At 61.2% G+C, this 23,166-nt stretch carries 28 protein-coding genes and 2 pseudogenes; 9 read left to right on the top strand and 21 right to left on the bottom strand.

Annotation, left to right across the window (positions count from 1 at the left end):
- The first annotated feature begins 324 nt into the window (after window positions 1-324).
- Window positions 325-1,764: an NAD(P)/FAD-dependent oxidoreductase gene (locus ATN37_RS14580; protein WP_218695323.1), complete on the top strand. Its 1,440-nt coding sequence runs from the start codon at window positions 325-327 to the stop codon at window positions 1,762-1,764.
- 154 nt (window positions 1,765-1,918) lie between these two features.
- Here the strand turns inward: ATN37_RS14580 and ATN37_RS14575 are convergent, their stop codons facing one another.
- The 5 genes from ATN37_RS14575 to ATN37_RS14550 all read right to left on the bottom strand — a co-directional run bounded on the left by ATN37_RS14575 (window position 1,919) and on the right by ATN37_RS14550 (window position 7,435).
- On the bottom strand, window positions 1,919-2,296 hold the full coding sequence (locus tag ATN37_RS14575; protein ID WP_064688044.1) for a DUF4192 family protein: 378 nt from the start codon (window positions 2,294-2,296) through the stop codon (window positions 1,919-1,921).
- Window positions 2,297-2,718: 422 nt separating this feature from the next.
- Complete coding sequence (locus tag ATN37_RS32545) at window positions 2,719-3,111, bottom strand: hypothetical protein (protein ID WP_054781538.1); 393 nt, start codon at window positions 3,109-3,111, stop codon at window positions 2,719-2,721.
- A 787-nt stretch (window positions 3,112-3,898) separates the two neighbouring features.
- Window positions 3,899-5,698 carry an alkyl/aryl-sulfatase gene (locus ATN37_RS14560; RefSeq protein ID WP_063315320.1) on the bottom strand — a complete coding sequence of 600 codons (1,800 nt, stop codon included), beginning with the start codon at window positions 5,696-5,698 and terminating at the stop codon, window positions 3,899-3,901.
- Between the two features lie 847 nt (window positions 5,699-6,545).
- The gene (locus tag ATN37_RS14555; RefSeq protein WP_218695321.1) at window positions 6,546-6,788 is read right to left on the bottom strand and encodes a hypothetical protein; all 243 of its coding nucleotides are present in this window, start codon (window positions 6,786-6,788) and stop codon (window positions 6,546-6,548) included.
- Window positions 6,789-7,267: 479 nt separating this feature from the next.
- Window positions 7,268-7,435, bottom strand: coding sequence for a hypothetical protein (locus ATN37_RS14550; protein WP_156888899.1), 168 nt, complete (start codon window positions 7,433-7,435; stop codon window positions 7,268-7,270).
- Window positions 7,436-7,850: 415 nt separating this feature from the next.
- Between ATN37_RS14550 and ATN37_RS14545 the strand changes: the two genes are divergently transcribed.
- Window positions 7,851-8,474: a DUF6328 family protein gene (locus tag ATN37_RS14545; RefSeq protein WP_223304630.1), complete on the top strand. Its 624-nt coding sequence runs from the start codon at window positions 7,851-7,853 to the stop codon at window positions 8,472-8,474.
- Window positions 8,475-8,982: 508 nt separating this feature from the next.
- Here the strand turns inward: ATN37_RS14545 and ATN37_RS14540 are convergent.
- The 6 genes from ATN37_RS14540 to ATN37_RS14515 all read right to left on the bottom strand — a co-directional run bounded on the left by ATN37_RS14540 (window position 8,983) and on the right by ATN37_RS14515 (window position 12,012).
- On the bottom strand, window positions 8,983-9,222 hold the full coding sequence (locus tag ATN37_RS14540) for a hypothetical protein (protein WP_042445260.1): 240 nt from the start codon (window positions 9,220-9,222) through the stop codon (window positions 8,983-8,985).
- A gap of 732 nt (window positions 9,223-9,954) precedes the next feature.
- Window positions 9,955-10,098: a hypothetical protein gene (locus tag ATN37_RS14535; protein ID WP_164490684.1), complete on the bottom strand. Its 144-nt coding sequence runs from the start codon at window positions 10,096-10,098 to the stop codon at window positions 9,955-9,957.
- Window positions 10,099-10,361: 263 nt separating this feature from the next.
- On the bottom strand, window positions 10,362-10,526 hold the full coding sequence (locus ATN37_RS14530) for a hypothetical protein (protein ID WP_156423042.1): 165 nt from the start codon (window positions 10,524-10,526) through the stop codon (window positions 10,362-10,364).
- Window positions 10,527-10,586: 60 nt separating this feature from the next.
- Window positions 10,587-10,850 (bottom strand): hypothetical protein, encoded by a 264-nt coding sequence (locus ATN37_RS14525; protein ID WP_054781739.1) that lies wholly within the window; start codon window positions 10,848-10,850, stop codon window positions 10,587-10,589.
- A 320-nt stretch (window positions 10,851-11,170) separates the two neighbouring features.
- Window positions 11,171-11,557, bottom strand: coding sequence for a hypothetical protein (locus ATN37_RS14520; protein WP_058036960.1), 387 nt, complete (start codon window positions 11,555-11,557; stop codon window positions 11,171-11,173).
- On the bottom strand, window positions 11,554-12,012 hold the full coding sequence (locus tag ATN37_RS14515; protein ID WP_058036959.1) for an Hsp20/alpha crystallin family protein: 459 nt from the start codon (window positions 12,010-12,012) through the stop codon (window positions 11,554-11,556). Before ATN37_RS14515 ends, ATN37_RS14520 begins: the two co-directional genes overlap by 4 nt.
- Before the next feature lie 164 nt (window positions 12,013-12,176).
- Between ATN37_RS14515 and ATN37_RS14510 the strand changes: the two genes are divergently transcribed.
- Window positions 12,177-12,521: a MerR family transcriptional regulator gene (locus tag ATN37_RS14510; RefSeq protein ID WP_054781737.1), complete on the top strand. Its 345-nt coding sequence runs from the start codon at window positions 12,177-12,179 to the stop codon at window positions 12,519-12,521.
- Between the two features lie 27 nt (window positions 12,522-12,548).
- Entirely contained in the window at window positions 12,549-12,749 is a 201-nt protein-coding gene (locus ATN37_RS14505; protein ID WP_042445278.1) for a hypothetical protein, read from the top strand.
- A gap of 194 nt (window positions 12,750-12,943) precedes the next feature.
- Here the strand turns inward: ATN37_RS14505 and ATN37_RS14500 are convergent, their stop codons facing one another.
- Both ATN37_RS14500 and ATN37_RS14495 read right to left on the bottom strand, forming a co-directional pair.
- Window positions 12,944-13,642, bottom strand: a complete 699-nt coding sequence (locus ATN37_RS14500; protein WP_042445280.1) for a GAF domain-containing protein — start codon at window positions 13,640-13,642, stop codon at window positions 12,944-12,946.
- 58 nt (window positions 13,643-13,700) lie between these two features.
- The gene (locus ATN37_RS14495) at window positions 13,701-14,348 is read right to left on the bottom strand and encodes a GAF and ANTAR domain-containing protein (protein WP_075835087.1); all 648 of its coding nucleotides are present in this window, start codon (window positions 14,346-14,348) and stop codon (window positions 13,701-13,703) included.
- A gap of 269 nt (window positions 14,349-14,617) precedes the next feature.
- On the opposite strand from ATN37_RS14495, the gene ATN37_RS14490 reads away from it, so the two are divergent.
- A complete protein-coding gene (locus ATN37_RS14490) occupies window positions 14,618-15,385 on the top strand; it encodes a GAF and ANTAR domain-containing protein (RefSeq protein WP_058036957.1) in 768 nt (255 codons plus the stop codon).
- 68 nt (window positions 15,386-15,453) lie between these two features.
- Here the strand turns inward: ATN37_RS14490 and ATN37_RS14485 are convergent, their stop codons facing one another.
- Window positions 15,454-15,699 carry an ANTAR domain-containing protein gene (locus ATN37_RS14485; RefSeq protein ID WP_256933318.1) on the bottom strand — a complete coding sequence of 82 codons (246 nt, stop codon included), beginning with the start codon at window positions 15,697-15,699 and terminating at the stop codon, window positions 15,454-15,456.
- A pseudogene (locus tag ATN37_RS32540) lies at window positions 15,696-15,821 on the bottom strand (thioredoxin-disulfide reductase); the annotation flags it as partial. The pseudogene ATN37_RS32540 and the gene ATN37_RS14485, both read right to left, overlap by 4 nt.
- Window positions 15,822-16,355: 534 nt before the next feature.
- On the opposite strand from ATN37_RS32540, the gene ATN37_RS14480 reads away from it, so the two are divergent.
- The gene (locus ATN37_RS14480) at window positions 16,356-16,784 is read left to right on the top strand and encodes an ATP-binding protein (protein ID WP_139799826.1); all 429 of its coding nucleotides are present in this window, start codon (window positions 16,356-16,358) and stop codon (window positions 16,782-16,784) included.
- Complete coding sequence (locus tag ATN37_RS14475) at window positions 16,781-17,557, top strand: SigB/SigF/SigG family RNA polymerase sigma factor (RefSeq protein WP_054781731.1); 777 nt, start codon at window positions 16,781-16,783, stop codon at window positions 17,555-17,557. The genes ATN37_RS14480 and ATN37_RS14475 overlap by 4 nt, the downstream gene beginning before the upstream one ends.
- Window positions 17,558-17,752: 195 nt before the next feature.
- Here the strand turns inward: ATN37_RS14475 and ATN37_RS14470 are convergent.
- Window positions 17,753-18,038 (bottom strand): annotated as a pseudogene (locus ATN37_RS14470) (low affinity iron permease family protein); the annotation flags it as partial.
- A gap of 58 nt (window positions 18,039-18,096) precedes the next feature.
- Entirely contained in the window at window positions 18,097-18,252 is a 156-nt protein-coding gene (locus ATN37_RS14465) for a DUF6131 family protein (protein WP_087503864.1), read from the bottom strand.
- A gap of 235 nt (window positions 18,253-18,487) precedes the next feature.
- Here ATN37_RS14465 and ATN37_RS14460 point away from each other — a divergent pair, with 235 nt between their 5' ends.
- Window positions 18,488-18,757, top strand: coding sequence for a Rho termination factor N-terminal domain-containing protein (locus tag ATN37_RS14460; protein ID WP_054781729.1), 270 nt, complete (start codon window positions 18,488-18,490; stop codon window positions 18,755-18,757).
- 87 nt (window positions 18,758-18,844) lie between these two features.
- Here ATN37_RS14460 and ATN37_RS14455 read toward each other — a convergent pair whose 3' ends face one another.
- Genes ATN37_RS14455 through ATN37_RS14445 form a run of 3 tightly spaced genes read right to left on the bottom strand, consistent with a single transcriptional unit; the run spans window position 18,845 to window position 19,909 of the window.
- A complete protein-coding gene (locus tag ATN37_RS14455) occupies window positions 18,845-19,072 on the bottom strand; it encodes a DUF6480 family protein (protein WP_058037006.1) in 228 nt (75 codons plus the stop codon).
- 14 nt (window positions 19,073-19,086) lie between these two features.
- Window positions 19,087-19,674 (bottom strand): type 1 glutamine amidotransferase domain-containing protein, encoded by a 588-nt coding sequence (locus tag ATN37_RS14450; protein WP_218695317.1) that lies wholly within the window; start codon window positions 19,672-19,674, stop codon window positions 19,087-19,089.
- A 46-nt stretch (window positions 19,675-19,720) separates the two neighbouring features.
- Complete coding sequence (locus ATN37_RS14445) at window positions 19,721-19,909, bottom strand: hypothetical protein (RefSeq protein ID WP_058036953.1); 189 nt, start codon at window positions 19,907-19,909, stop codon at window positions 19,721-19,723.
- 617 nt (window positions 19,910-20,526) lie between these two features.
- Between ATN37_RS14445 and ATN37_RS14440 the strand changes: the two genes are divergently transcribed.
- Entirely contained in the window at window positions 20,527-20,883 is a 357-nt protein-coding gene (locus ATN37_RS14440) for a hypothetical protein (RefSeq protein ID WP_054781728.1), read from the top strand.
- A 428-nt stretch (window positions 20,884-21,311) separates the two neighbouring features.
- Here the strand turns inward: ATN37_RS14440 and ATN37_RS14435 are convergent, their stop codons facing one another.
- Window positions 21,312-22,061, bottom strand: coding sequence for a GAF and ANTAR domain-containing protein (locus ATN37_RS14435; protein WP_054781727.1), 750 nt, complete (start codon window positions 22,059-22,061; stop codon window positions 21,312-21,314).
- Window positions 22,062-23,166: the final 1,105 nt, after the last annotated feature.

The following is a 23,166-nucleotide window of genomic DNA, read 5'->3' as shown; positions in this document are numbered from 1 at the left end:
GCACGGGCGCAACTAAGGTAGCCCTATAATTGCTCTGAACTGCGGCGATGCAGGGAGCCAGAAGGCCCCTCGACAGATTTCGGAGCTGCGTCTGTGCAGAGAAGTTCCGATTCACAGGATACCGAATCCGCAGGAAACAGGCGCGATGGGCGATGAATGCAACAACTGGCCGCAGCGATAAGAATCAGCTGCGGCCAGTGCGCCTCGAACTGTAACAAAAGTTGATCGATCAACCAAGGTCTAGGCCTGAATTGTTTGCTCGCAGAATGCCATCGCTGTAATTTCCGTAGGCTCACCCTTGAGAAGACGGGTGGCGAAGAGCAAATGACAACAGCAGTAGTGGTGGGCAGTGGCCCCAACGGTCTCGCGGCGGCGATCGAACTTGCCCGCGCCGGAATCGACGTCCATGTCATCGAGGGTGCGGACAAGATCGGCGGCGGCACCCGCAGCAGCGAATACATAGTCGACGGACTCGTCCACGACGATTGCTCCGGCTTCCATCCCACCGCTTTGGCTTCTCCCTACTTCAAGGCCCTCGACCGCGAATTCGGGCTCGCCAAACATGGCCTGACGTGGCTGTGGCCCGAGATCGATCTGGTCCATCCACTCGACGACGGCACCGCCGGGGTTCTGTGGCGCGACATCAACCGGACCGCTGACGGATTGGGTGCCGACGGTAAGAGGTGGCTCGACGTCTTCGGATACCTATCCGAGAACTTCGACGAGTTGGTGCAGGACGTCCTCCAGCCGATCGTCCACGTCCCGAAGCACCCGCTGATGCTCGCCCGTTTCGGGACGGGCGCTCTGCTTCCCGCGACGGGTTTCGCGCGGATGTTCAAGACCCCACAGGCGCGGGCATTGTTCGGTGGCGTCGCGGCGCACATGTTCGGGACGCTGACCCTTCCACTCTCCAGTGCTGTCGGCTCGATGCTCACTGCGGCCGCTCATGCTCACGGTTGGCCTGTCGCGCAAGGTGGTTCGGGCTCAATTGCAGCCGCCCTCGCGTCGATCCTGCGCAGCCTCGGTGGCACCATCGAAACCGGGAACTGGGTCACCAACTACTCCCAGATCGCCGGTTACGACATCGTCATGCTCGACATCGCACCCGACGCTGCCGGTCGTCTGCTCGACGGTCGGCAGCCCGACCGCATCGCCCGGGCCTACCGCAAATTCCGCTACGGCACCGCCGCCTACAAGGTCGACTACGCCGTGCGTGGTGATTCCGACGGAAGCGTCGTGCCGTGGACGAATCCGCATGCCCGCAAGGCCGGCACCCTGCATCTGTCCGGGACGATTTCGCAAACTGCTGCTGTCGAACGCCAGACCGTTCGGGGTCAGATGCCGGACAAGCCCTTCATTCTGTTGGGCCAGCAGTTCTTGGCCGACCCTTCCCGTTCCGTCGGAGACATCCATCCCGTGTGGGCGTATGCGCATGTACCGCATGGCTATCCGGGTGACGCCACCGATGCGGTCACGCGTCAGATCGAGCGCTTTGCGCCGGGGTTCCGGGACCGGGTCGTGGGCGTCCACGTGCGCAATGTGCCGCAGATGCAGGCGTACAACCCCAACTATGTGGGCGGCGACATCTCCGCGGGGGCGAACACTGCGCGGCAGATCATCGCGCGCCCCCGGTTCGGACTGGACCCCTATGCCACCGGCGCCCCGGGCGTCTACCTCTGCTCGTCCGCAACTCCGCCGGGCGGCGGGGTTCACGGGATGGGTGGGTTCAATGCCGCGCGGGCGGCGCTGAAGTCTCGGGGTTGAGGCGTCCCCGATGGGGACGACATTTCGGACAAACGACTTCTGAATGGTCACCTAACCCAGTCAGCCAACACGGACGAAACGAAGATGCCCGGCCCATGGCCGAAGCGAACCCACGAAAGGGCAACTAATGGCATGAGACGCAGGACATGCAGTGCTAATCAGGCACCTCGCCGTTGGTGTCGAACCACCCCGCTCCGACCTCAAGAGACTCCGAGAAAAGGGTGCGGACGCTGCGGATTCCCCTGCTGTCGAGCTCGCGCTGAGCTGCCTCGATCTGATCGAGTCCGGCGGCTGCCACCGGACCGGCGCCGACGACAACCCAGATAACCGACGTGGCTGCGGCTTGCTCGAGTGCGGTGCTGTAGTCGGCTGCCGCATCGGCACCGATGACATCGGTGCGCGCAGCGAACGCGAGCATGGCCGGTGATCCGGTGAGAGCGATCATCACGACGGAACTGACGGGGACGAATCCGAGCAACGCCGGGATTGCGGCCAAGACGTCGGTGGCGGTCCTCAAACGGATGTTCTGCATGTCGTTCCCCTTGCTGTGAAAGTGACCGGGCCTCGTGCCCCGCCAATTTTTTTCGCCTTCTGGCAAAGGAGAATCGCGTCGGCATGAGGGGGCTGGAGTGCCACCCCTGGGCCGAGAAAATTTTGACGGGAGCTTGCGAGTGGCGAAAATTTCTCGGAGCCATCGGCCGGCGCTTGCGCCGCCAGGGGTTGCGCGCAGGTCACCGCCGACGAGAATCGGAAGGCCAGAAGGAGAAACAAATCAATGCTTTTTCACAGAACGGAGCGCAGCGGAGTTCATGTCGGGGGACACCGAAGGTGGCCGGCCGCCGGGCAGGCGTCACCTTTCCACCGGCCGCGTGCAGTCGCAGCACTCCCACTGCCCACCGACCCGGGTACAGGTGCGGCGTTGCTCGCACAACCAGCACCGTTGATTGCGTCGGGTCAACAACTGCGCTCCGGTCGCGGCGGGCCGTGGGGTTCGGTGGTCTCGGTGCACTCTCGCTCGGATACGGGCCTGATCATGTCGCCGAAGATGCGGCGGCACTGCGAGCAGATTTCTCCGTCCTCGGCCACGATATTCGGGCATCCCGCGAGAACGCATCCGGTGAACATCTGCGGATCCACCATCGTCTCTGCCCTCGGCGCGTTCACCATCGGAATCGGATTCCGTGCAGTGCGGCGGCGCGCTCGACTCGGCCGTAAACCCGATTCACCCGTGAGGGTGCGATCTGTCCGGCGTCCTAGGCGCGGCGGGTCGCGACGGCGAGCATGGGCGACAGCTTCGCGGGCGGTCACTTCGTGCGCGAGGGTGAGCCACCCGATTTCGGCTTGCATCCCTCCCAATCCGACAAACGGTACCGATGAACGGTCGAAGATTACGCCCCCGCTGTCAACGATGGCCAGGGTAAACTCCGTATGAGCAGGCGTGCCAGTACAAAGGCTGCGGCAATCGCGGAACCGGTGGAGATCCCCTCCCAAAGGCTGCTACTCATGGCGCCGACAACCACACCGGAGAGGCTTCCCGCTGACAGCGCAAACACGCCGTCGAAACGCGCCGGACGATTTTGATGCATGCCGTCAACTCTCACCTCAAAATAGAAATCCTCGCGACGGCGCGGATGAAGACCGTGATCGACAGTCGCTATGCCCCTGCTCATTTGGCGCCAGAGCGTCATCTACGCCGGGTTTTCGAATGCTAATTCGACGGCTGGAGTGGCTATTTTGCCTTCCTTTGGGCCTCGAATGCCGCACTAGCGCCGAGCTGGACATGGTGTTGCGTTATCCCCGTACTGATGTCTACCCATTCGGGAGCCGTCTAGTCACCGAAAGTTACTTCGGCTAAGCCGTTGCCCGCAATCGGAACTGTTGTGGACATCGAGCGACCCGCAGAATCGACGCCCACGGATGCGCTGACCGCCGCCAGCAGGTGTCGCTGTGATTTCGGTGGCGAGGGCATGGCTGATGCACGCCGCTAGCACCACGTTCCTGCGATAGCTCTCGCGAGCCACGCCGATTCGGGGCCCGTACTTCGCGGCGCGCCCGAAGCAGTTCGGTAGGCGAGATAGTAAGCGGGGTGGTTGGCGTATTCGCCAAAAGAAATCCGGCTCGTAATGTTCGTGCGTTATGGCGTGACGATCGGGAATGCAGGATCTGGTCGGTCGGTCAGGGCAACAATTCTGCTGATCGTCGTAGCGTCCCCGTCCATCGCGATACCGTCGCTACCAGAGCCGGACAGCAGACCGAGCAGCTGCGACTTCGTCAGTGTCACTACGAGATCAGCCGGATCGGACCGCCCCGTGGGGTAATGGATCAGTACGCCATTCGAAAGCTCCATTCGATACGACTGGTCGACGTCGGTGAAGTGCCAGCGGATCGTCGCTGTCGTGTCCCACGCCTTCGGACCGTTGATCCGGATGGCAACACTGTCGAAGACTTGGGTGATGGTGAGCGCGGACGCCATCCCGGCGGCGCTGACTTCAGCGGGGTGCGGCGGACCATCGACTTCGCTGGCCCCGACGAGATAGTTGTTTCGCCACGTTGCGCACTCGGAACCGTAACCAAGACGTGTCAACGCTTCGGCCAGAACCGCTTTCGCGCCGGCATGGCCCGGATCGGCGAACACCGCGTGGCTTGCCAGCTCAGCGGCAAAGCGTAAGTCCCCTTCATCGGCGAACTCGCGGGCCCGCGCGACGGCCGCCTCGATGCCTCCGATCGCGCGGACGTAGCGTGCACCGGCTCCTTCCGGCGGGTGCTGCCAGAGGTGCGCGGGGTTGCCGTCGTACCACCCGAGGTAGCGCTGGTAGATCGCTTTCACATTGTGGCTGACTGATCCGTAGTACCCATGGGTGTGCCACGCCGCGTCGAGGGCCGGCGGCATTTCGAAGTCTTCGGCGATCTCGCTGCCGACGAGACCTTGATTGAGCTGGCGCAACGTCTGATCGTGGAGGTAGGCGTAGAGATCACGCTGCTCGGTCAAGTATCCGATCAGATTGTCGGTGCCCCAGGTAGGCCAATGATGCGAGGCGAAGGCGACGTCTGAATCGTAGCCGAACATCTCGATTGCCTCGGCAAGGTAGCGCGACCAGTTACGGGCGTCGCGCACCTCCGCACCACGCAACGTCAGGAGGTTATGCAAATTGTGAGTTGCGTTCTCCGCCAGGCACAATGCACGGTGGTCGGGGAAAAAGAAGTTCATTTCCGAGGGAGCCTCGGTACCGGGAGTGACTTGGAAAATCATGCGCACGCCGTCGAATGTTTCTTCCTGGCCGGTGTGCGTGATGTCCAAGGTCGGTGCAAGGAGTCCGACGGTTCCAGTCGACGTACTGGGCCCCAGGCCCGCGCCCAGTGTTCCGTCCGCCCCTACCGGAAGCACGATGCCGGTGTGGAACATCCCGCGCCGCAACATCGCTCCGCCCGCATAGACGTTCTCGGAGACCGCGTGTTCGAGGAAATGTTCAGGAGCGATGATCGGCACCGTCGTGTCAGCATCGACAACGCCGAGCACCCCACCGAAGTGGTCTATGTGTGAATGGGTATAGATGACTGCGGTGACCGGGCGGTCGCCACGGTGCTCTCGATACAGTGCCAGACCGGCCGATGCGCATTCGGCGGAGACGAGCGGATCGATCACGATCACGCCGGTGTCGCCCTCCACGAGAGTCATGTTGGACAGGTCGTAACCGCGGATCTGGTAAATGCCGCCGGTGACCTCGAATAATCCGTGGATCGCAGTCAGCTGCGCTTGACGCCACAAGCTGGGGTTCACTGTGTCAGGACAATCTCCTGATGTCGCCTGGGCGAATCCTGCTGCGTCGTACACAATCCGACCGTCGCCGGCGCGAACCTGCGCGGGCTCGAGGGTTGCAACCAGTCCACGGCCGGCATTGTCGAAATCGGTGCGGTCGGCGAAATCAGCGGGCATCAGGACTCCTCAAGAGACGGTCGGCGGTTCCGAATCGAGAACACAAAACGTAGGCCGGAATTCAAGAACGCAGGTCGGAGTTCAAGATTGGCAATGTGCACGAATGAATCACAGGCCGACTCCATCCCTTACCTTCAGAATGCGAACTCTTCGCCCCATCGTCGCGACAACACCGCCAGCGGACATCACCCGAAGTGGATGAACCCGTACGCCACCGAGGGCTGGATCCTCAGTGCCCCATACAACGGCTGGGATCAGGTCAGACCGGCGCTAGGTTGGGGACCCGGCCTGGCCAAGTTGTGACCGGTTCCCATCGAACGCCACCCGTGCTGAGCACACAACACGAATGACCAACTACATGTCGGTTCCGACCCCTCGATCGAATCCGACTCATCGAACGTATTCGGCAAGCATCAGGCAAACTCGCAAATTGGACAGAAATCCACCAAACGAACGAAGGTGACCCCGCCCTCAGGGTGAGATCAGGGTCCGATTTCGATGTACAGAGGAAGGGCCCACCCCCGGCGAGTCGACAGCCGGAAGGCAGGCCGTGCGCGACTGAACTGACCACTCAGAATCGCCGCAGCAAAGAAATGATAGCCAATTCCGTCGTTACGCAAACCCCGCCTCAGTAGCTCGTGACCGCTGATCCATTGAGGTTCTGTCCTGGACGGAGAAGGATTTGGGTATGGATGCGGAAGAGGAGCAGCGACTGATTGCTCACGCGACTTCGCGCTTGAAAGTCCGATATCCGGGTTTGGCTTGTATCAGGTTTGGGATGGCACCGAGCGGATCGCGGTGGCGATTGTCGTAGCCCGATCGATTGCAACGTGACTGTTGTTTCCCGCTACAGGTTTCGGCACAGAGTACTGCGGGCGGTGTTCAGCTCTTCGGCGATCTCGGTCATGGATACGCCGTCGCCCTTCATTTTGGTCGCCTGCCGTTTCTTCCCTGGGGTCAGCGAGGACGACGCAACATCGCGAGCCCACTCGCCGACGTTCGAGGACCCGCGGGTCGCACTCGCGCCATCGCCACCGCGATCCGTACCGGGATCGAACAGCACGTAAGAAGCGATGTCATCGAAGAGCATATCGCTGCGGCCGAGGCTGCGGGACGTCCGCTCTCACTCTGGTAGCGCCAACACTCGATACTGACGATTTACGTTCACCGTGGATGTATTTCATTGCAGTGCATCGACTTTCATATATAGAATGACATAATATAAGTTATCGGTGAACGATACGGCTGGGATTCTGTCGAGCTGCAACAGATCTGCCCCCGAACGGACCACTCGGCAGGGACGGTCAGCTGTGGCGGCTCGACAGTGCCGCAACCGTAACCCCGGCTCTGCACATCAGAGCCGGGGCAGTGAAACGCCATCTGCGTTGAGCACACAACTCAGATGACCCTCTTTCGATGCGCGGCCAGTTATCCGCCCCGCACCTTCCATTATAAACCGCACAATCGGTATGCATTGCCTGAATCCTTTCGGGTAATCAGGCAAAGCTGTACGCCGCCGACAAATGAAATAGTCTGTGCGCTAGTACTTTCGGATTATCGAACTCCGTACTAATGGTTGTTGGCCATTCGGCGATAGTCGGTCTGGCGACCGACCAATTCGTCGTGCACGATCTCTAGCCGGATCTGCTCACATCGGTTTCGTTTCGTGAGATTCTCGAGTCGATGCAGCTCCTCGACCAACTCTGTCTCCGTCATCGCCTTTCTGACATCCTTCATCCGTTGAGCGCCTCCCGAACTCGTTGTTTCGTATCGGCGTACCCCAGGTCGGTGATCCCGTAATCAAGTCAGGGAGTCGGGCACATTGGCTGCTGAACCGTAGGGCTGTTGAGGCGATTGCCCGTAAGGCTGATGCGGGTCTGGACCATACGAATTGGGTCCTGCGAAGGCAGCGTCATGATGACTTCCTTCGGCTCTGCGCACACCCATCACCTGGGGGCTCTCCCATAGGACTTCCAGAGCAACGCCCCCATACGGGCAGCTTGCGAAAACCCGCTACCTCAACCACACGACGATCCCAACGAACAACTCACCACAGGAATCACTGCCTACCCTTCACGTGGCAGGTGCCCAGCCCTGCGCGTGGCACGGGGAAGCCTGTTTTCCGCACGCACTGAGCGGGTAGCTCACCCAGATGAGCACCGGACACGCACCAACCGGCGACGGAGCCCGGCCGCAACGCCCACGCCCCGAACCGCGTCCCGAGGCCACTGCACCGCCACGCGCCGATTCAGAATGGAACTATCGCGTCCGCCACGAGACACCCACCCAACGTCTCGACCGCAACTGGTCCCACATCCTCCAAGAGCTCCGGGTAGTCCAGACCGGCATGCAGATCCTCACCGGCTTCCTCCTGACATTGCCCTTCCAACAACGCTTCTCGGATCTACAAGCTTTCGAGAAGGACTTGTATCTGATCACGCTGGCAATGTCTACGGCAGCGACGATCGTGCTCGTATCACCTGTCGCCATGCACCGCCTACTCTTCAGGCGTCACGCCCTCCCCGTCCTCGTCGAGCAGGGTCAACGATTCGCCGTCACCGGCCTTCTCCTACTCGGCGGCGCACTGACTGGCGTTCTCACCCTGACTTTCGATGTAGTCGTCAACAAAAGCACAGGCCTGATCGCCGGCGGCTGCGCCGTACTTCTGGCAATCACATTGTGGTGCTGCTACCCACTTCTCTTCGCACACCAACTGCATCTCGGCCGCCCCGAGAAACAACCCGACGAACCACAGCACCCACGCAACCACCATTAGACCGCGGATGCTGACGCATCACGCATCCGAATACACCACCGCCGATGTTTCAGCCCGCCGGCCCCTCGGTAACTACCCCACGCGGCGAACGGTTCGGTGAGTCGCACACAGGCCCTCACCCGCACTCTGTCACTCACGACGGTGGACACCTGACCCGAACAAACCGCACTCCAACACTTTTTGGTGTCGCCAACCGCACCGAAACGGGCGACGCACCGCCGCGCCTCCTATCCCCGAACGCTGCGACAGGCATCCCTCAACCGGCGAAAGGTTGTTCGGCTGCGAGTCGAGTGCGATGCTGCATCCCCCGAAGACCCGACCGTCACCACCGCATACCGGAAGTTCGGATCCGCCACACCCAGCCGATCAGCGCTCCCGGAAGTCCAGGCGCGCAACGACAGCCAACCCTATACACAACACGATCACCAGCACTGCAACATTGATCATCACGATCTCCCCTCTGGCAACCGTGTGGGGTCAGTCAGTCCCAACGCACGGTGAACCAGACTCATACGGCAGTCTGGGCGAGCCTGTCGAGAAGCAACTTCTTCCCGATCTCCGCACCCTTGGGGCTCTCGCTCTGGGCTTTACGGAACAGATCGGCCACTTCGCCGTCCCCGTCACGCTCGGCATCGTCGATGTAGGTCTGCATACGCAACGCATTACTCAACGACGCTTCGACGAACCAGATCAAGTTGTAGTCCTTGTCCCGTGTACCCGTCGCCGCACCGGATTCCAGCCCACTCATGGCCCTCTCTCCTTCTCTATTCCCGCCGACTTTCCCCTGTCCATGGCCATACCCCGCACAGACGACGTCCACGCGGCGCATCGGCAATCGTCAACGAACACCGCCCCCCACTCCCGGGAGAATCCGCGGCCGCCGACAGAACTGACGTGTACGCGCATCAGTCCTGACGCTGCACCGGTTTCACCATCCGCCTTGCCGGGTAATCCGCCCTGACGGCGGAACGCTGCCCAGGCAACGAGTCGCCGAACAGGGCCCTTCCCGGCAAGCACCAACCGGTAACGGCCCGCGCGCATCCCACACGACGCGAGCCAACGGGATACGCCCGATTCGTCGGCTGCCGTCACCAGCAGCCGGCGAATCGCCCACACCCAGCGAAACCCCCGAAAAGGTCGCCCGCAACCGGTCACACCTCGCTGACCGGAACTCCGCACACTGTGCTCTACGACAAAATTCGCCTCGCGGATAATCAGCAGCTGCGATTGGATAACATCCTCGTACGCAGCACCCGCAGAACACTGCCCCTACCTCGGCATCGCCGGTGAGAGCCGAGCCCGGGACGCACGCCGACTCTCAGCAGGCCTGCCGATGGATCGCCGCCACCGCGTGCACCGACGACGACGTCGCCCACATGCGCCGCCGCTACGGTTTCCCCACCGCACCCTGACCCGCGAACTCCCGGGGCTCGGCCACGGATCGACCTACTGCCGCTCCCAACTCGGTCCCAGCCGATACTCAGGACTTTGTTCCGGTGCCTTTCGGAACGAGAGCGCCTCGGTCGGCGTACATCGACTCGATACGAGCCTTGATCTCGGCAGTACTCATCGAACCGCTGTGCACAGCCGGCCACGAGTTCGATCTCGAAGTCTGAACGTTCATCTGAAAGGTCCTTCACACATTGAGGATTGAAGATTAGAAGCGGTTCGGCCGAACGGCGTCAGACCACACGACATGAGCCGGGTAGGTCCGTCTGATCGTTCGTCAGTAACGACCAGACGGACCCTGCACGCCCTTGCCGACGGGAAGGACGCACAACTGCACTCCGCCAACGGCGTCGATAGATTCCAGACGGGGAACTATCGACCCCCACCGGCGGACACACGCCACCGCCCATGGCGGGTGGGATTGCGCTCTCGACGAATCTACGCAGCGTGCAGAATCCGAGAAGAGGCGTCCTCGATACTCCGATTCGGTGTCATCGTCGACGTCGCGGCACCCGCGCTGCCCCCTGTGACGACCTGACGCCACCACGCTTCACGTTCCTCGGATTCCGGCCACACCACCACATCGAGGTCATCGACATCCATGCGAGTACTCCTTCATGTCCTCTGACCACCTGTTACCCCGCCTACGGTCCTGTAAACCCTTCACAGCTTCGACGTCGGATCGACCGTCGACTCCGCCACCAGCGCCGGGCTCGGCATGCCGATCTTCGGGCACCATGTGCCGCGGTGCCCGCCGGGAGGCAGTTTCGTGGGCAACAACGCCCCGAGGTGGTCGTAGCGCTGGACATGCAATCCCCCACTACTACCGCCGTTGGCCGCCGTCGCCGCCACGATCGCCTCGTTGTCCGAATCGAAGAACTCCTCGGCGGTCGATCCGTCCGCGAACGTGAACCTGTACCGTTCCATCACGCAACCTCGCCGTCTGTCGAAAGAAGCTGGTAGACCGAAAATAACTCGTAGACATTGTGTTCGGACGAAACTCTGCACGGTATGCGTTCACGCTGCGCGCCGGAAAAGGTGATTGCCGAGCCGGTCACACCTCTCGCACTTTCTACCGTCCAAGGCCTGTACCCGCTGCTGCTCGGTACTCGCAAAAGACGTCACAGTGTGTGAGCGTCTCGGCAACCACCGCGCAAGAACCCACGGACCCTGCCCGCAAGTCCTCACACCCGAGGGTCCCCCGCTGCGCCGTCGAGGGCCGGGCAACGAGAAACCCGCCCACGCCCCTAACCCTGTGGAGGGGAGCGTTGGGTCGCCCGAGGCCGCATCACCGGAACCCGATACGTATACCGGGACATCATGATCGGCGGGGCCACCAAGCCGGGGTCGAGGGTGCAGCCGGCAATCCGGGTGAGCAACACCCACGCCGCCGGAGTGAGCGCATCGGCGAGAATCCGATCCGAATCCTCCACCACGGCAGCATATTCCAGTTCGTGCCAGAGGCGGATACCCAGCCTCTCCCACTCCGAGTCGCCGCGCCGACCCCTGCCGGCTACTTCACGCTCATCCTCGGCGATGCGGTCGATCTCGACGTCATCGACCCCAGTCATTGTCGCTGCACCCTCTCGAAACCTGCTGTTGTGGACTGCGGACTGTTCCGGCGTGCTGTTCACGCATCGAGCTGCTTGCTCTCCTGCTTGTGGCCCACCTCCTTGCTGCTCCCGTTGCTGTTCCCGGCGCTGCTGATCTCGATCTTGCGGGGCTTGGCCCGCTCCGCGAGCGGGATCGTCAACCTCAGTACGCCCGCGTCGTAGCCGGCCTCGATATTGTCGGTGTCGAGGTTCTCGCCCAGGAACAGTTGACGACTGAATACCCCGCGCGGGCGCTCAGCGGCAATCATCTCCGCCTCGCTGGCGCGAACCGGCCGCTCGGCGTGCACCGTCAACACATTGCGGTCCACATCGAGGTCGAGTGAATCCGGGTCCATGCCGGGAAGATCGAACTCGACGACGAACTGCTCACCTTCCTGCCATGCATCCATCGGCATCACCGCCGGCTGCGAAGCAGTACCCAACAGCTGTCGGGTCAGGCGGTCAAGGTCACGGAAAGGATCGGTGCGCATCAACATTTTCGGTCACCTCCAGGAAAAGTCACTGGAACCGTTCACTGACTACCACCACCGCATCCACCGAACTTCTACAGTAGATGCTGTAGATTTGGTATATCATCAAACACACATCGGATCAAGAGCTTGCCCGCAGATATCGAAATTTCTTTGATGGGAGGACCATCATGGCGCGCAACCCCGCTATCGCCGAACCCCCTGGCCTGTACGCGATCTCGGTGACATCGGAGCTCTCCGGATTCACCGCCGGCACGCTGCGACTCTACGAACAGTACGGCCTGATCACCCCCGCCCGCACCCGCGGCGGTACCCGCCGCTACAACGACGAGGACCTTACTCGTCTGGGCCGCATCACAGAACTCATCGCCGACGGCATCAACCTCGTCGGCATCAAACGAGTCCTCGAACTCGAAGACAGCACCGCCCTACTACGCCGCGACAACACCCGGCTACGCGCAGACAACGCCCACCTACGCCGGAAAAACACACACGACACAGAGAAACGTCCGTGATCGCCCGACAGAGAAAGGGCCACCGCCATGGAAGACAACCGCATTCGCTCAGCCCTCGACGCGACACCCGACACCGACTACCTCGAACAAACCATCCCAGCCGACCCGAATGCAGTGGATGCCGTCGACCTCGAAGCCCTCACCACGGAACTCGACACCCCATGGCCGGCGCCCGAGGGAGATCTGCTCGAACAATCGACACCCGCCCCGCTCGACGACGAACGCTGAGGTTCCCTGTCCGACTGGTGCACTACACCAACCGGGCAGGGAACGCCCTGCCGACCCGAGGCATCTCTGTATCCGAATACGTTGTCTAACAGCTCTTTCGGGAACGACTGCACGACCGGGTCTGAGAGTGCATACGATACGAAAACTTCCCGGTAAGGATCACTTCATGCTCGTGCCACCTAGGAGGCTCTGCCTCACCGGGCATCCGGGTTCGCCAGCACCAACGACGAGTACGCCGCGGCGCTGATCCCTCGTCGCCGCGCGTTCTCCGCCAGCCGTGCAGTTGCGAGTTCGATCGAAATACCGTCGAGTTCGGCGATCATGCCGACTGCCTGTTCCACGTCGCCGCGGACCGCGATCAGCTTCTTGACCGCCGTCACCACCTGCGAATGACGATCCTGACGACTGTCCGTGGACAGAGTCAGAGCGGCCAAATCTGCCATCGACTGCCCGTATGCATTACTACGCTCCGCGCTGTGCCACGAATCGTGAGTAAAGACCACGAGTGATCCGAGCGATGTCCGACCCAACCTCATCGGAAAGCAGCGGCACCCGCCCAGCCCATGTTCGAGTCCTGAGCGACCGAATTTCCGCCACCGCTCCCCCACGTCTTTGAAGCTGTCGACCATCACAACCGCTCCGCTCTCAGCGCTCAGCGCAGCCGGACCCGATATGGCAAGAGTCCGGTCGGGAACGAACTCGGCATTTGCCGACTCCACCAACACATCGAGATAACCTTGCTCCCCGTTTCGCACGACGAGGACGCACCACACACCGCTCAGATTCTGTCTCGATCGCTCAACGATCGTCTCGAGTACACGCAGGGAATCGAAGTCGGTGGTGAGAAGATGAGTCACCTCGGCAATGCTCAATTGTATTGCGGGGGTGTTCATCCTGGGCTCCCATCGTCAAGTACTGCAGAGACATTGCGCGATCTTTCCGAATCAGATGTCATCCGTCGTCACCACCGTGTGCGAATCGGATCCGCCGATTCACGACATCTGCGGCGATCTCCCAAATCGGCCTCCCCGAGGAGTACGCGGCGGCTCGAAGCCGAGAAAGCGACTCTTCGACCGAGACACGAAGTTGGATCGCGATCATCCCGACTGCCTGGTTCACCTCGGGTCGGTGAAAGGCATTGACGAGCATCCCGGCGTCCAGATCACCGGTGACAGGAAGTTCGGCAAGAATCGCCATCGAAATCGCAGCGGCACTCGCAGTCGCCAATTCGATCTGCTCGTCGTCGAGGCCAATGGGATCGAGACGGTACAGTTCGAGCACACCGAAGACATCACCTCCGCCCCTGAGCGGAAAGGCGAACACCGATCCGACACCGGCTTTGTCTGCCTCGCTGGCAAACCCCGGCCAGATGTCATTGGCGGAATCACTGGAAGTGTCGTTGCAGAACATCGGTCGCTCAGTTGTAAATGCATCAACGCACGGACCGTCACCGCCGGTGAACTGTAGTTCGTCGAGATGTTGTGCCACCGAGTCCGTCGCGTACATCAATTCCCTCGACGAAGAGCTGCTGAGCACTGTGATCGCCGCCCCTTGAACTTCCGCCAGCCTCAAACACTGTCGACACAGTTTCGCGGTCATCGGCAACTCGACTGATGCGCGGCGCCCTCTCTCACTTTCGGATTCGTCGGGAAATTCGGGTGTGTCCTGACTTCCTCTCGGATCTGCATTCACAGGACGCACCTCCTCAGTCGCCTTCACGGGACACACACGGCGCCTGGTCACTCCGATCCGGCGTAAAGTCGAGATTACCGAATAGAGGTACTTCTCAGGCGCGCGGCCGAGTCGGCCGCGTCGGTGCCACTTTTCGTTGGTGGACCACTTCCACCGCGCGGATCGGGCAAGAAATCATGAACTTCGACAGTTCTCATCCGCGCGCGCGACCGTCGGCCGCCTTCGTACGAGCACAAGGTCGCGAGCCGCGACTCATCGATCGCCTCGAACAATCTCTCTCCATACCGGCTGATTCCCCGGATCGAGTCGTGGAGTTGATGATTCGATGCACGATCGCCGCCGTCGAGTTGGTTGTCGGTGTTGATCACGCCGGTGTCACGGCATCCCTGGACAGCGAACCGTTCACCCTCGCCCCTACCGATGAACGTGTAGAAGAATTCGATCGCACGCAATATCTCCTCGGTGACGGACCCTGCCTGTCAGCATCGCGCACGGGTCGGTCGGTCCGAATGTCGGTCAAACAATTAGGCACACGGTGGCCAACTCTCGGCATTGCTGCGCGCAACGCCGGATTGGAAGGTTTTCTCGCGATACCACTGTTCAACGCCGACGTGCCGGTCGGGTCGCTGAACCTGTACTCGCATTCAGCGGTGGCAGAGACGGACCGGGACCGCGATCTCGTCGTCGTCATCGCCGAATATCTGGGAGCGGGGCTCGACGCCATCGCAACAGACCATCGACTCGAACATGCCGCCAACGCCCTGCGCCGAGGAATCGACTCACGTGCCGACATCGAACGAGCAGTCGGAATCTTAATGATCCGCCGCAATACAGACCCCCAGACCGCGCTTTCCGAACTACAGGCTTCAGCACGTCATCAGTCGCGGGATTTACTGGACGTTGCACGTCAGACAATCATTTCAGCCGACGACCAACGCACATAGAGCTTCCGATCGACCGGTCAGAACGCTGCGACGGCACGAAGCGGCGTGCCGTCGATAGGCGGGAGAACTCACCATCGCCGCGTTCGAGGGGCCTCGTCATCTCTAGGTGTGCGCACGCTCGCTAACAATTCCTCCGCGACGACCCTGACTTTCGTATTGGTACGTCGGGACGTCTCGACCAACATCGCGAACGCCCCATCCGCATCGACACCGTGCACCGCCATCGACACCCCCTTCGCCCCCTTCGCCTGATCGATCACCGCCCGCGAATCGAGAGCACGCTCAAAGTTCCTTTCGCTGGGTGTAAGAGTCAGACGGCGTCTACGGTATGGCCGGCCGAGTGGAACGTGTTGGCGGTGATGCCGCCGCTGTCGAGCAGCCAGCGTTCGGCGTCGATTGCTGCGGCGCATCCGGCGCGGACAGCGGTGATCGCCTGACCTGTCGGTGTTCGGTTCTGCCGGGGTATCACCGAAAGAAATGCCGCTTCGAGCGGCCGCTTGCCGATAAGCGCAAGACGGGCACCGATCCTGAAAAGCCACTGGACACCTTCGGTGCCGGCGGCTTCGTCATATCTGGGCCAGGGAGACGGGTTGCATCAGATGCAAGATTGATGCTTCTGATGTGGTGCCAATTGCCCTTCGTTTCCGGTGGTCAGTGTCGTCCGGGGAGGTCGACTGGCGGATGTGCAGGATTCGAAACGGGCGGTATTCATAGCCAGGAAGCCGCACCGCTATAGATCGTGGCTCCTCGTACGGGTTGCTGGGGATTTCCATTCCCCGGCGCTATACGCTCACTTCGATCGAGTCCTGTTGCAGAACCGTCAACAGCGTTAAGCTCGATGTTTGACCGCCGATCCACTGCGTAGTTGAAAACGGCTGGGCAGTTGAACGGTTTGTCAGGCTATGCGGGTGTGCGACCGTGGCTCTCACCAGGAGCAGCCTGCACCCCTCAGGTACAGGAGCACACTCACGTGACGTCCTTCGAGCGGGCCATCCTTTCACCGGCCGCAACGACACCTTCACTGTCCGTCTCCGCATCACCTGACCAACTCCCAGTACTGCGATCACTGATCCGGACCGTGGCCGCCCACTATGCACTCTCGCTGAGCAGGTTGTCAGACCTGGTCCTCGCGGCAGACGAAGCTGCAACCATTCTCATCTCCCGTGCTCTCCCCTTCAGCACCTTGACGTGCACATTCGACGGAAACGTCGCCACTGTGCAGGTAATCCTCTCGACGACAACGACGGGTCAGATCACCACGAGCACCTCGTCCTTCATATGGCACGTCCTTGACACTCTGGCCGACGGCGTAGTCCTCGAGCAGGTCCCGCCCACCCTTCCAGAGAAAAACTGGATGGCCACGATCACACTCACCAAGGCGTTGCAGGCGGGTTCGTGACCCCGCCCGGCCTCGAGGACAACGAGTACACGGAGGTCACCGCTCTGTTCGTGCGCCTTGCCGCCCTGCCCGCCGACGATCTCGATTTCGAACGGCTTCGCACCGAAATCATCGAAATCTGTCTGCCCCTCGCCGATCACATTGCCCGGCGGTATCGAGGACGAGGCCAGTCACACGAGGATCTCGTCCAAGTCGCCAGTCTGGGTCTGGTCAATGCAGTCAATCGCTTCGACCTTGCGAAAGGTAAAGATTTTCTGTCCTTTGCCGTCCCGACGATGATGGGTGAGGTGCGCAGGCACTTTCGTGACCGGGGTTGGGATGTCCGAGTTCCACGCTCACTCCAGGAGAATTACCTAAGCCTCAAAAGGTCGCGAGCCACGCTCACCCAGACTCTCGGTCGCGAGCCCACGATCCCCGAGCTCGCGGCAGATCTGGGTGTCGAACCGGCCGACATCGTGAACATCGCGGCGGCCGGAGATTCCTATCATTCCGCATCGCTAGACGCCGTCACTGCGCCCGACGGGGCGTCAATCGGAGACACGCTCGGCGAGTACGACGCCGCGCTCGACGGAATCGACAACCACGAAACCCTCCGGCCTGCGCTCCTCGCTCTGCCTGAACGCGAACGGACAATCCTCGTGTACCGGTTCTTCGGGGAACTGACTCAATCGGAAATCGCCGAGAAGGTCGGCCTTTCCCAGATGCATGTCTCACGATTGCTCAGCCGGTCTCTCGAGTCCCTGCGCCGCGAAATCGGCGAAGTCACCAATTGAGGGACGATGGGCACGAAACAGGACGGACAAGGAAGCTCGCCCCGGTCCGCGGTAACTCGAAGGACTCACTCGACTGCTTTCGGATGATGGTGTGATGTGCTCCCGATTCGATCGTGTGCCCATGAGTTCGGCCTGATCCGGCACTGAATCATAGGTTCTGCAGGCGAAGCGGACGCATACGGTGGACAAGATGGCTCAGGACGCACTTTCGTGATCTTCGAGTCCACCGGCCATGCGTAGTTTCTTTGAGGTCTTTGCCGAGTTCGAGGTGCTCTTTCGAGAGCTGCTTCATCAGGTCGGCGAGGCCGTCTGCGATGGCATTGAGTTTGTGCTGAACGGCGTCGTCGGAGCGTTTCTGGGTGTTTTGGAGCAACGCCACGAGGAGGAATGTGACGATGGTGGTGACGGTGGTGATGATCAGTTGCCAGGTGACGATGGTGCCCAACAGGAAAAATGACGGAGCCCAGAGCACAACCGTGACATGTCAGATGCGCAATGGACGTGAGTTCCGCGGTGACCGAGGGGCCGGCGCCGCAGCGTCAGTAGTAGTGCCGCCGACCACCGACAGCATGTCCGGCGGCGCCGAGCGCGAACAGAACGACCCCGATCACCACGAGAATGATGCCGATCGTCCACAGGATCGAGATGCCAGTCAAGAAGCCGACGATCAACAAGACAATTCCGAGAATGATCATGGACCCTCCTTCGACACGGATCACCCATCGAGGGCGACGTACCCGCTGGTCACAGTCCTCAAACACTTGGAACGGGCTGGGCGCAGGTACGGCCGTGCCTGATGCGACCGACTCCTCGACTGCTTTCGGGTGGTGACACAGGGTGCCTTGTTTTCCGGTTTGATCGTCCACCTCACGGGTAGCACCTGTACGAGACCGGACCCTCAGTTCAAAGGCACAGTGGGAGGACGCACCAGTGGCTCGCCAAGACTCACAACCCCAACTCAAGGATCAGGACCTCTACGAAGAATTACGAAAGAAAGGGGATTCGAAGCAGAAGGCGGCACGGATTTCCAACGCGGCCGCCAATCGTGGGCGGTCGAGTGTGGGTAAATCCGGGGGCAAGTCTTCGCCGTACGAAGACTGGACGGTGGAGGAATTGAAGAAGCGTGCCAAAGAGCTGGATCTTCACGGTTATTCGAAACTCAAGAAGAGCGAACTGATCGATACCCTCCGAAATCACTGAACCTCGCCCTTGGCGTCAGGTCCACTCCGACACTCGGCTTCTGTGTACGAATCGCCATGCGACACCGCTCGGTCCGAAGCGCAGAAATCATGCCAGTATGGCCACCGCGGCGATGACGAAAACGATGACAACCAACGCGACCGCGACCATCGCTGCAATTCCTGTTCCTGGAAAGCGTTTGACGGTCGCGGGTTCGGGTTCGGACAATCCCGACGTCTGGGGAGCATCGGGCGGGGTGCTCCCCGGCTTGACCCCGCCTCCGGGTTCCAGGTCAGGGGTATTGTCCGGATCTGGTTCGGGCGGTGTAGAAGTCACGATGTTCCTCCCGGTCAACTTCCCTCGGAAGTCGTCGTCGATGCCTGGGGCTGCCGGAGCGTGTCGGTCAGTGTCGCGCAGAACGCCGGCAGATCATCGGGGTTGCGGCTCGATATCAACGTATTCGGTCCTGAAGTACAGACCACGACTTCTTCGTCCACCCACGTGCCGCCGGCGTTCGTGATGTCGGTGCGCAAACTAGGCCACGACGTCAGCGTGCGACCGGCGACCACGCCGGCTTCGACCAGCGTCCACGGTCCGTGGCAGATCACTGCGACAGGCTTCCCGGCGTCGAAGAAACTCCGGGCGAACGCCACCGCCCCTGGATTCACACGAAGGAAATCAGGGTTGGCCACACCACCGGGTAGGACGAGTGCGTCGTATTCCGACCACTTCGCCGACTCGACCACCGCATCCACGTCGAAGACGTCAGCTTTGTCGAGATGATTGAATGCCTGAATAGTTCCGGATTTTGTCGAAACAATCGACGGCTGAGCGTGTTCGGCAACCAACGCATCCCACGGGTCCGTCAACTCGATTTGTTCGACTCCCTCCGTCGCCACGAGGAATGCCACTTTCTTTCCTGCGAGTAGTCGACTCATGCTTGAACGTCCTCCCTCATCTTCGTCACAACCGTCGAGCGACTGCTCAGCTGGATGCGCCCTCGGTGTCGTCGAAGAACGACCATTCACCGTCATGCTGGACTTCCATGCGCCATCCCAGTTCCGAGTTGTCGGCGCGGGCATCGACGAACCAGGCATGCGCATCGTCAGCGCTGTCGATCTCGCGCGTCGCGGTGACGTCGCCTGCAGGATTGATCACTCTGTAAGTAGCCATTCGGGTCGGCTTCCCCAGCCGATGCTTCTTCAATCATCGACTGCGACGACGGCGTATCAACCCGTACCGTCACCATGGACGCTCAGGCGCTGACCCCGCGCGTCGTACGCCGACTGTACGGTTCACACACGAAGTGCGCGAGGCGATCAGAGAGGTCGCTGGTATGCGACCTGAGCCGTCAGAAACAGATTTACGACTTGGGGATCCCCGCATCTCCCCGATACGCAAACCGTCGACGATCATCTCGAGCCGAAGAGCGAAGCCATCGGAAGTCCAGACACATCACCACACCCATGCCGATACTCAGCATCACAAGCAACAGAACAACATTCAGCACCGTGCATCCACCCTTCTATGAGGCCGGCTCTCAGGCCGCCGTCACGCCGCGAAACGCAGCGGGCTTCCATTCGTGCCTGCGGAGGCCGTGGAATCCTTGGCACACGGCAAGTCTCCGACATCTCTTGCCACACGGCGGTCTTCGAAAGGTGCGATTCCCACGATCTCGCGCCACCACCTTTCGTGCTCTTCAGACTCCGTCCACGACGCGACATCCACCACAAGCCCTCCTTCACCGACCCCCGATTTGTTACCCAGCTCACGCACTGAGGAAACGTGACGTGGCAATGACCGTGCGCTCTGGGAGATCCGCGCGGTTGCAGGACGTCAACGAACTCGGCTGGGAAGAAGTTCAGTCGTCGGCGCCGAGGCCTTGGGGAACTGGACGATCGCATTCGTTCCGACGACGACCTGCCGGCACCGACGACGACCTGGTGGTGCCACTGACGGTGGGGTGTCAAGCACTCACACACTCGTCGAGCAATGTCGCAGCTAGCTCCTCGTTCATCCTGTGGCAGAACGGAGTTCGCGCAAGGCAATTTATGGAAGCCTTCTCCGCCGAACTCGATACCCTATGGCCGGCACCCGAGGAATATCTGCTCGAACAATCGATCTCCCCGCTCGACGACCAGCGCTGAACTCCGAGCGCGTCCGTGGCTCGGTAACGAGGCGTCTGTTGCCGAGGAGCCTGCTTTGTCACCGAACCAACGGTTCTCGATTCGCTACGAACGGGCTCTGCCGGACGGGGATGGGAGTCGACGTCCGGCAGAACAACAGTCCCGAGCCAGCACAGACCGGGACGATTCTCACCCTGCACCCGATCGGCTGAAAGTACCAGCCCTCACCGGACTGAAATGCGACACGTGTGATGCAGTGCTCTCTCATTGGTTTCGGAAACCCAGACAGTTCCGGCCCCACAACGAGGGTGCGGTGTGTGTGTGCCGATCGTAGGGTGGCCCAGCGGCAGGTCGGAGGAGTCACACCTCACATCAACCGATCAGCACGACCCCGGACGCGGACCCTCGCACGCTCATTGCCCGGCATCGGCGAGGGCTTGTCATCATCTCTAGGTGATGCGCACACTCGCCAGCAGATCCTCTGCCACCGCCCGCAGTTTCGTGTTGGTGCGTTGGGATCTCTCGACCAGCATCGCGAACGCCGCATCCGCATCGACACCGTGGACCGCCATCAACACCCCCTTCGCCTGATCGATCACCGCCCGCGAATCGAGAGCACGCTCGAGCTGCAGAGCCAACTGCCGGGCACCCCGGTAACGTTCGGTACTGCCGATCGCATACCCAGCGGCAGTGGTGAACAAATTCATCAACGCCACCTCAGAACGAGCGAACCCGTCCGCACGGCTGCCGTACACGTTGACCGCACCCGCACGCACCCCGGGCTCGAGCGCAGGCAACGGAATCGACAGGAAACTCTGCACCCCGAATCGCCGGGCCTCGGACGCCAGACCCGGCCACCGCTCACTGGCAGTCGTGCGGTCCGCCACCACGATCTGCTCGCTCTCCGCGGCCTCGATACACGGACCCGCCCACGACCGATACTGCAGCTCGTCTACTATGACGACCTCACGGGACGTGCGCGCCGCCGTCGACGCAGCACCCTCCTCATCGAGAACCGTCACCCCCGCCATGTCCGCATCCTCGATCAACTCCACCGCATGCTCACACAACCGGTTCAGATACTTCTCGATGTGACCGGCCGGATTCAACACCCGATACAGATCCTGCAACGCTTCGGCAGCCGCATCGAGCGGAGGAAACCACCCATCACCGACAGCAGCGCTTCGTACGACATCCATCCCACACCTCACACGCACTCCCACGAGACCGTGACGGCACACGACGAAAATGGGCAAAACCCCGATCTCCACTTGTCAACAACTCACGAATGCCCGAACACACCACCACCAAACCCCACCACGACGCCGCGGTCCCGCCGCACCAGCAACCCGAACCAAAGGGTGGTTCGCCGGCGCCGAGGTGTGAGCGCCGACGCCAGCGAACCCGATGCGCATCCCGGCACTGCCCGTACCAGGATGCCCCATTTCGGGGCTGACCCACCCCCGGCGAGCGGACAGCCGGAAGGCAGGTCGTCTGCGCGGCGCCCCGAAATCCTTTTCGAGTGCTCCCGATACCGCAACCCAGAGGTATCCCACACACCACCAACGCAAACCCGCCCCGACCACAGACCTTCAACGGTATGGGGAAACGCCGCAACGCCACATCCATGCGGACCCACTACCGACCAGACGCACCTACGTAGCCAAGATCGCCGGTCTGCGCCTCCCCACACCTGTAGTGGCTACACGGAGTACAAACAGCTGTCGGCTTCACCCTCCTCGGACGGTTCTGCGGACGATTCTGCAATCACACGTCGACATCGAACGTCGCATCATCTTCCTCGACTCCGGACGGCTCCCCGTCCCGAAGTCCTCCTCCAGCCTCGCGGAGCACCCTTCCAACAGCGAATTACATCGCGGTTCAGCGCTAAAGTCTCCGTGTCTCCGTTCCAACGAGACGGAGACGAACGCGTAGCCTTCATGATTAGGCTCACTGGCGGGTGCAGTCGGTGGCCCACAAACTGTTGAGGAGCTTCGGTCGGTATCAGTCTCGGTCAGTCCACCGTGATCGAGCCCCTCAACCTCCGAGAGGACACTCACCGAGCCAACCGGTACCATCGGTATTCGTAGAGACTGCAACAAGATTCACAACTGAACTACCGTCTTCCGAAAAAGATCGAGCTATTGGATGGCCGTCAGGAGTGCACGGCCGACAGAGGGGGTCTGTCCAGAAAACGGTGTAATTGGTTGATTTCTAACTACTTTCGTCCGGCAGACAGCCGTCCGTCGAACGTTATCTCGAAGGCATTCAGTGCTGCCTTCCATCGGTTGGACCAGCGTTGGC

It is taken from the genome of Rhodococcus sp. MH15 (genome assembly GCF_019266045.1).
Lineage (GTDB): Bacteria > Actinomycetota > Actinomycetes > Mycobacteriales > Mycobacteriaceae > Rhodococcus_F > Rhodococcus_F qingshengii.
Note: the sequence above shows the minus strand (reverse complement) of the source record. Positions and strands in the feature narration are given on the sequence as shown.

Excerpts from the sequence above, each read along its gene's own strand:
- ATN37_RS14490 (WP_058036957.1), top strand. The coding sequence starts at position 14,618 with ATGAACTTCGACAGTTCTCATCCGCGCGCGCGACCGTCGGCCGCCTTC.
- ATN37_RS14445 (WP_058036953.1), bottom strand. The coding sequence starts at position 19,909 with ATGGCTACTTACAGAGTGATCAATCCTGCAGGCGACGTCACCGCGACG.
- ATN37_RS14550 (WP_156888899.1), bottom strand. The coding sequence starts at position 7,435 with ATGAAGGATGTCAGAAAGGCGATGACGGAGACAGAGTTGGTCGAGGAG.
- ATN37_RS14540 (WP_042445260.1), bottom strand. The coding sequence starts at position 9,222 with ATGAGTGGGCTGGAATCCGGTGCGGCGACGGGTACACGGGACAAGGAC.
- ATN37_RS14530 (WP_156423042.1), bottom strand. The coding sequence starts at position 10,526 with ATGGATGTCGATGACCTCGATGTGGTGGTGTGGCCGGAATCCGAGGAA.
- ATN37_RS14450 (WP_218695317.1), bottom strand. The coding sequence starts at position 19,674 with ATGAGTCGACTACTCGCAGGAAAGAAAGTGGCATTCCTCGTGGCGACG.
- ATN37_RS14545 (WP_223304630.1), top strand. The coding sequence starts at position 7,851 with ATGAGCACCGGACACGCACCAACCGGCGACGGAGCCCGGCCGCAACGC.
- ATN37_RS14580 (WP_218695323.1), top strand. The coding sequence starts at position 325 with ATGACAACAGCAGTAGTGGTGGGCAGTGGCCCCAACGGTCTCGCGGCG.
- ATN37_RS14505 (WP_042445278.1), top strand. The coding sequence starts at position 12,549 with ATGGAAGACAACCGCATTCGCTCAGCCCTCGACGCGACACCCGACACC.
- ATN37_RS32545 (WP_054781538.1), bottom strand. The coding sequence starts at position 3,111 with ATGCAAGCCGAAATCGGGTGGCTCACCCTCGCGCACGAAGTGACCGCC.
- ATN37_RS14515 (WP_058036959.1), bottom strand. The coding sequence starts at position 12,012 with ATGTTGATGCGCACCGATCCTTTCCGTGACCTTGACCGCCTGACCCGA.
- ATN37_RS14510 (WP_054781737.1), top strand. The coding sequence starts at position 12,177 with ATGGCGCGCAACCCCGCTATCGCCGAACCCCCTGGCCTGTACGCGATC.
- ATN37_RS14465 (WP_087503864.1), bottom strand. The coding sequence starts at position 18,252 with ATGATCATTCTCGGAATTGTCTTGTTGATCGTCGGCTTCTTGACTGGC.
- ATN37_RS14495 (WP_075835087.1), bottom strand. The coding sequence starts at position 14,348 with ATGACCGCGAAACTGTGTCGACAGTGTTTGAGGCTGGCGGAAGTTCAA.
- ATN37_RS14500 (WP_042445280.1), bottom strand. The coding sequence starts at position 13,642 with ATGAACACCCCCGCAATACAATTGAGCATTGCCGAGGTGACTCATCTT.
- ATN37_RS14575 (WP_064688044.1), bottom strand. The coding sequence starts at position 2,296 with ATGCAGAACATCCGTTTGAGGACCGCCACCGACGTCTTGGCCGCAATC.
- ATN37_RS14525 (WP_054781739.1), bottom strand. The coding sequence starts at position 10,850 with ATGGAACGGTACAGGTTCACGTTCGCGGACGGATCGACCGCCGAGGAG.
- ATN37_RS14555 (WP_218695321.1), bottom strand. The coding sequence starts at position 6,788 with ATGCTCTTCGATGACATCGCTTCTTACGTGCTGTTCGATCCCGGTACG.
- ATN37_RS14535 (WP_164490684.1), bottom strand. The coding sequence starts at position 10,098 with ATGAACGTTCAGACTTCGAGATCGAACTCGTGGCCGGCTGTGCACAGC.
- ATN37_RS14435 (WP_054781727.1), bottom strand. The coding sequence starts at position 22,061 with ATGGATGTCGTACGAAGCGCTGCTGTCGGTGATGGGTGGTTTCCTCCG.
- ATN37_RS14560 (WP_063315320.1), bottom strand. The coding sequence starts at position 5,698 with ATGCCCGCTGATTTCGCCGACCGCACCGATTTCGACAATGCCGGCCGT.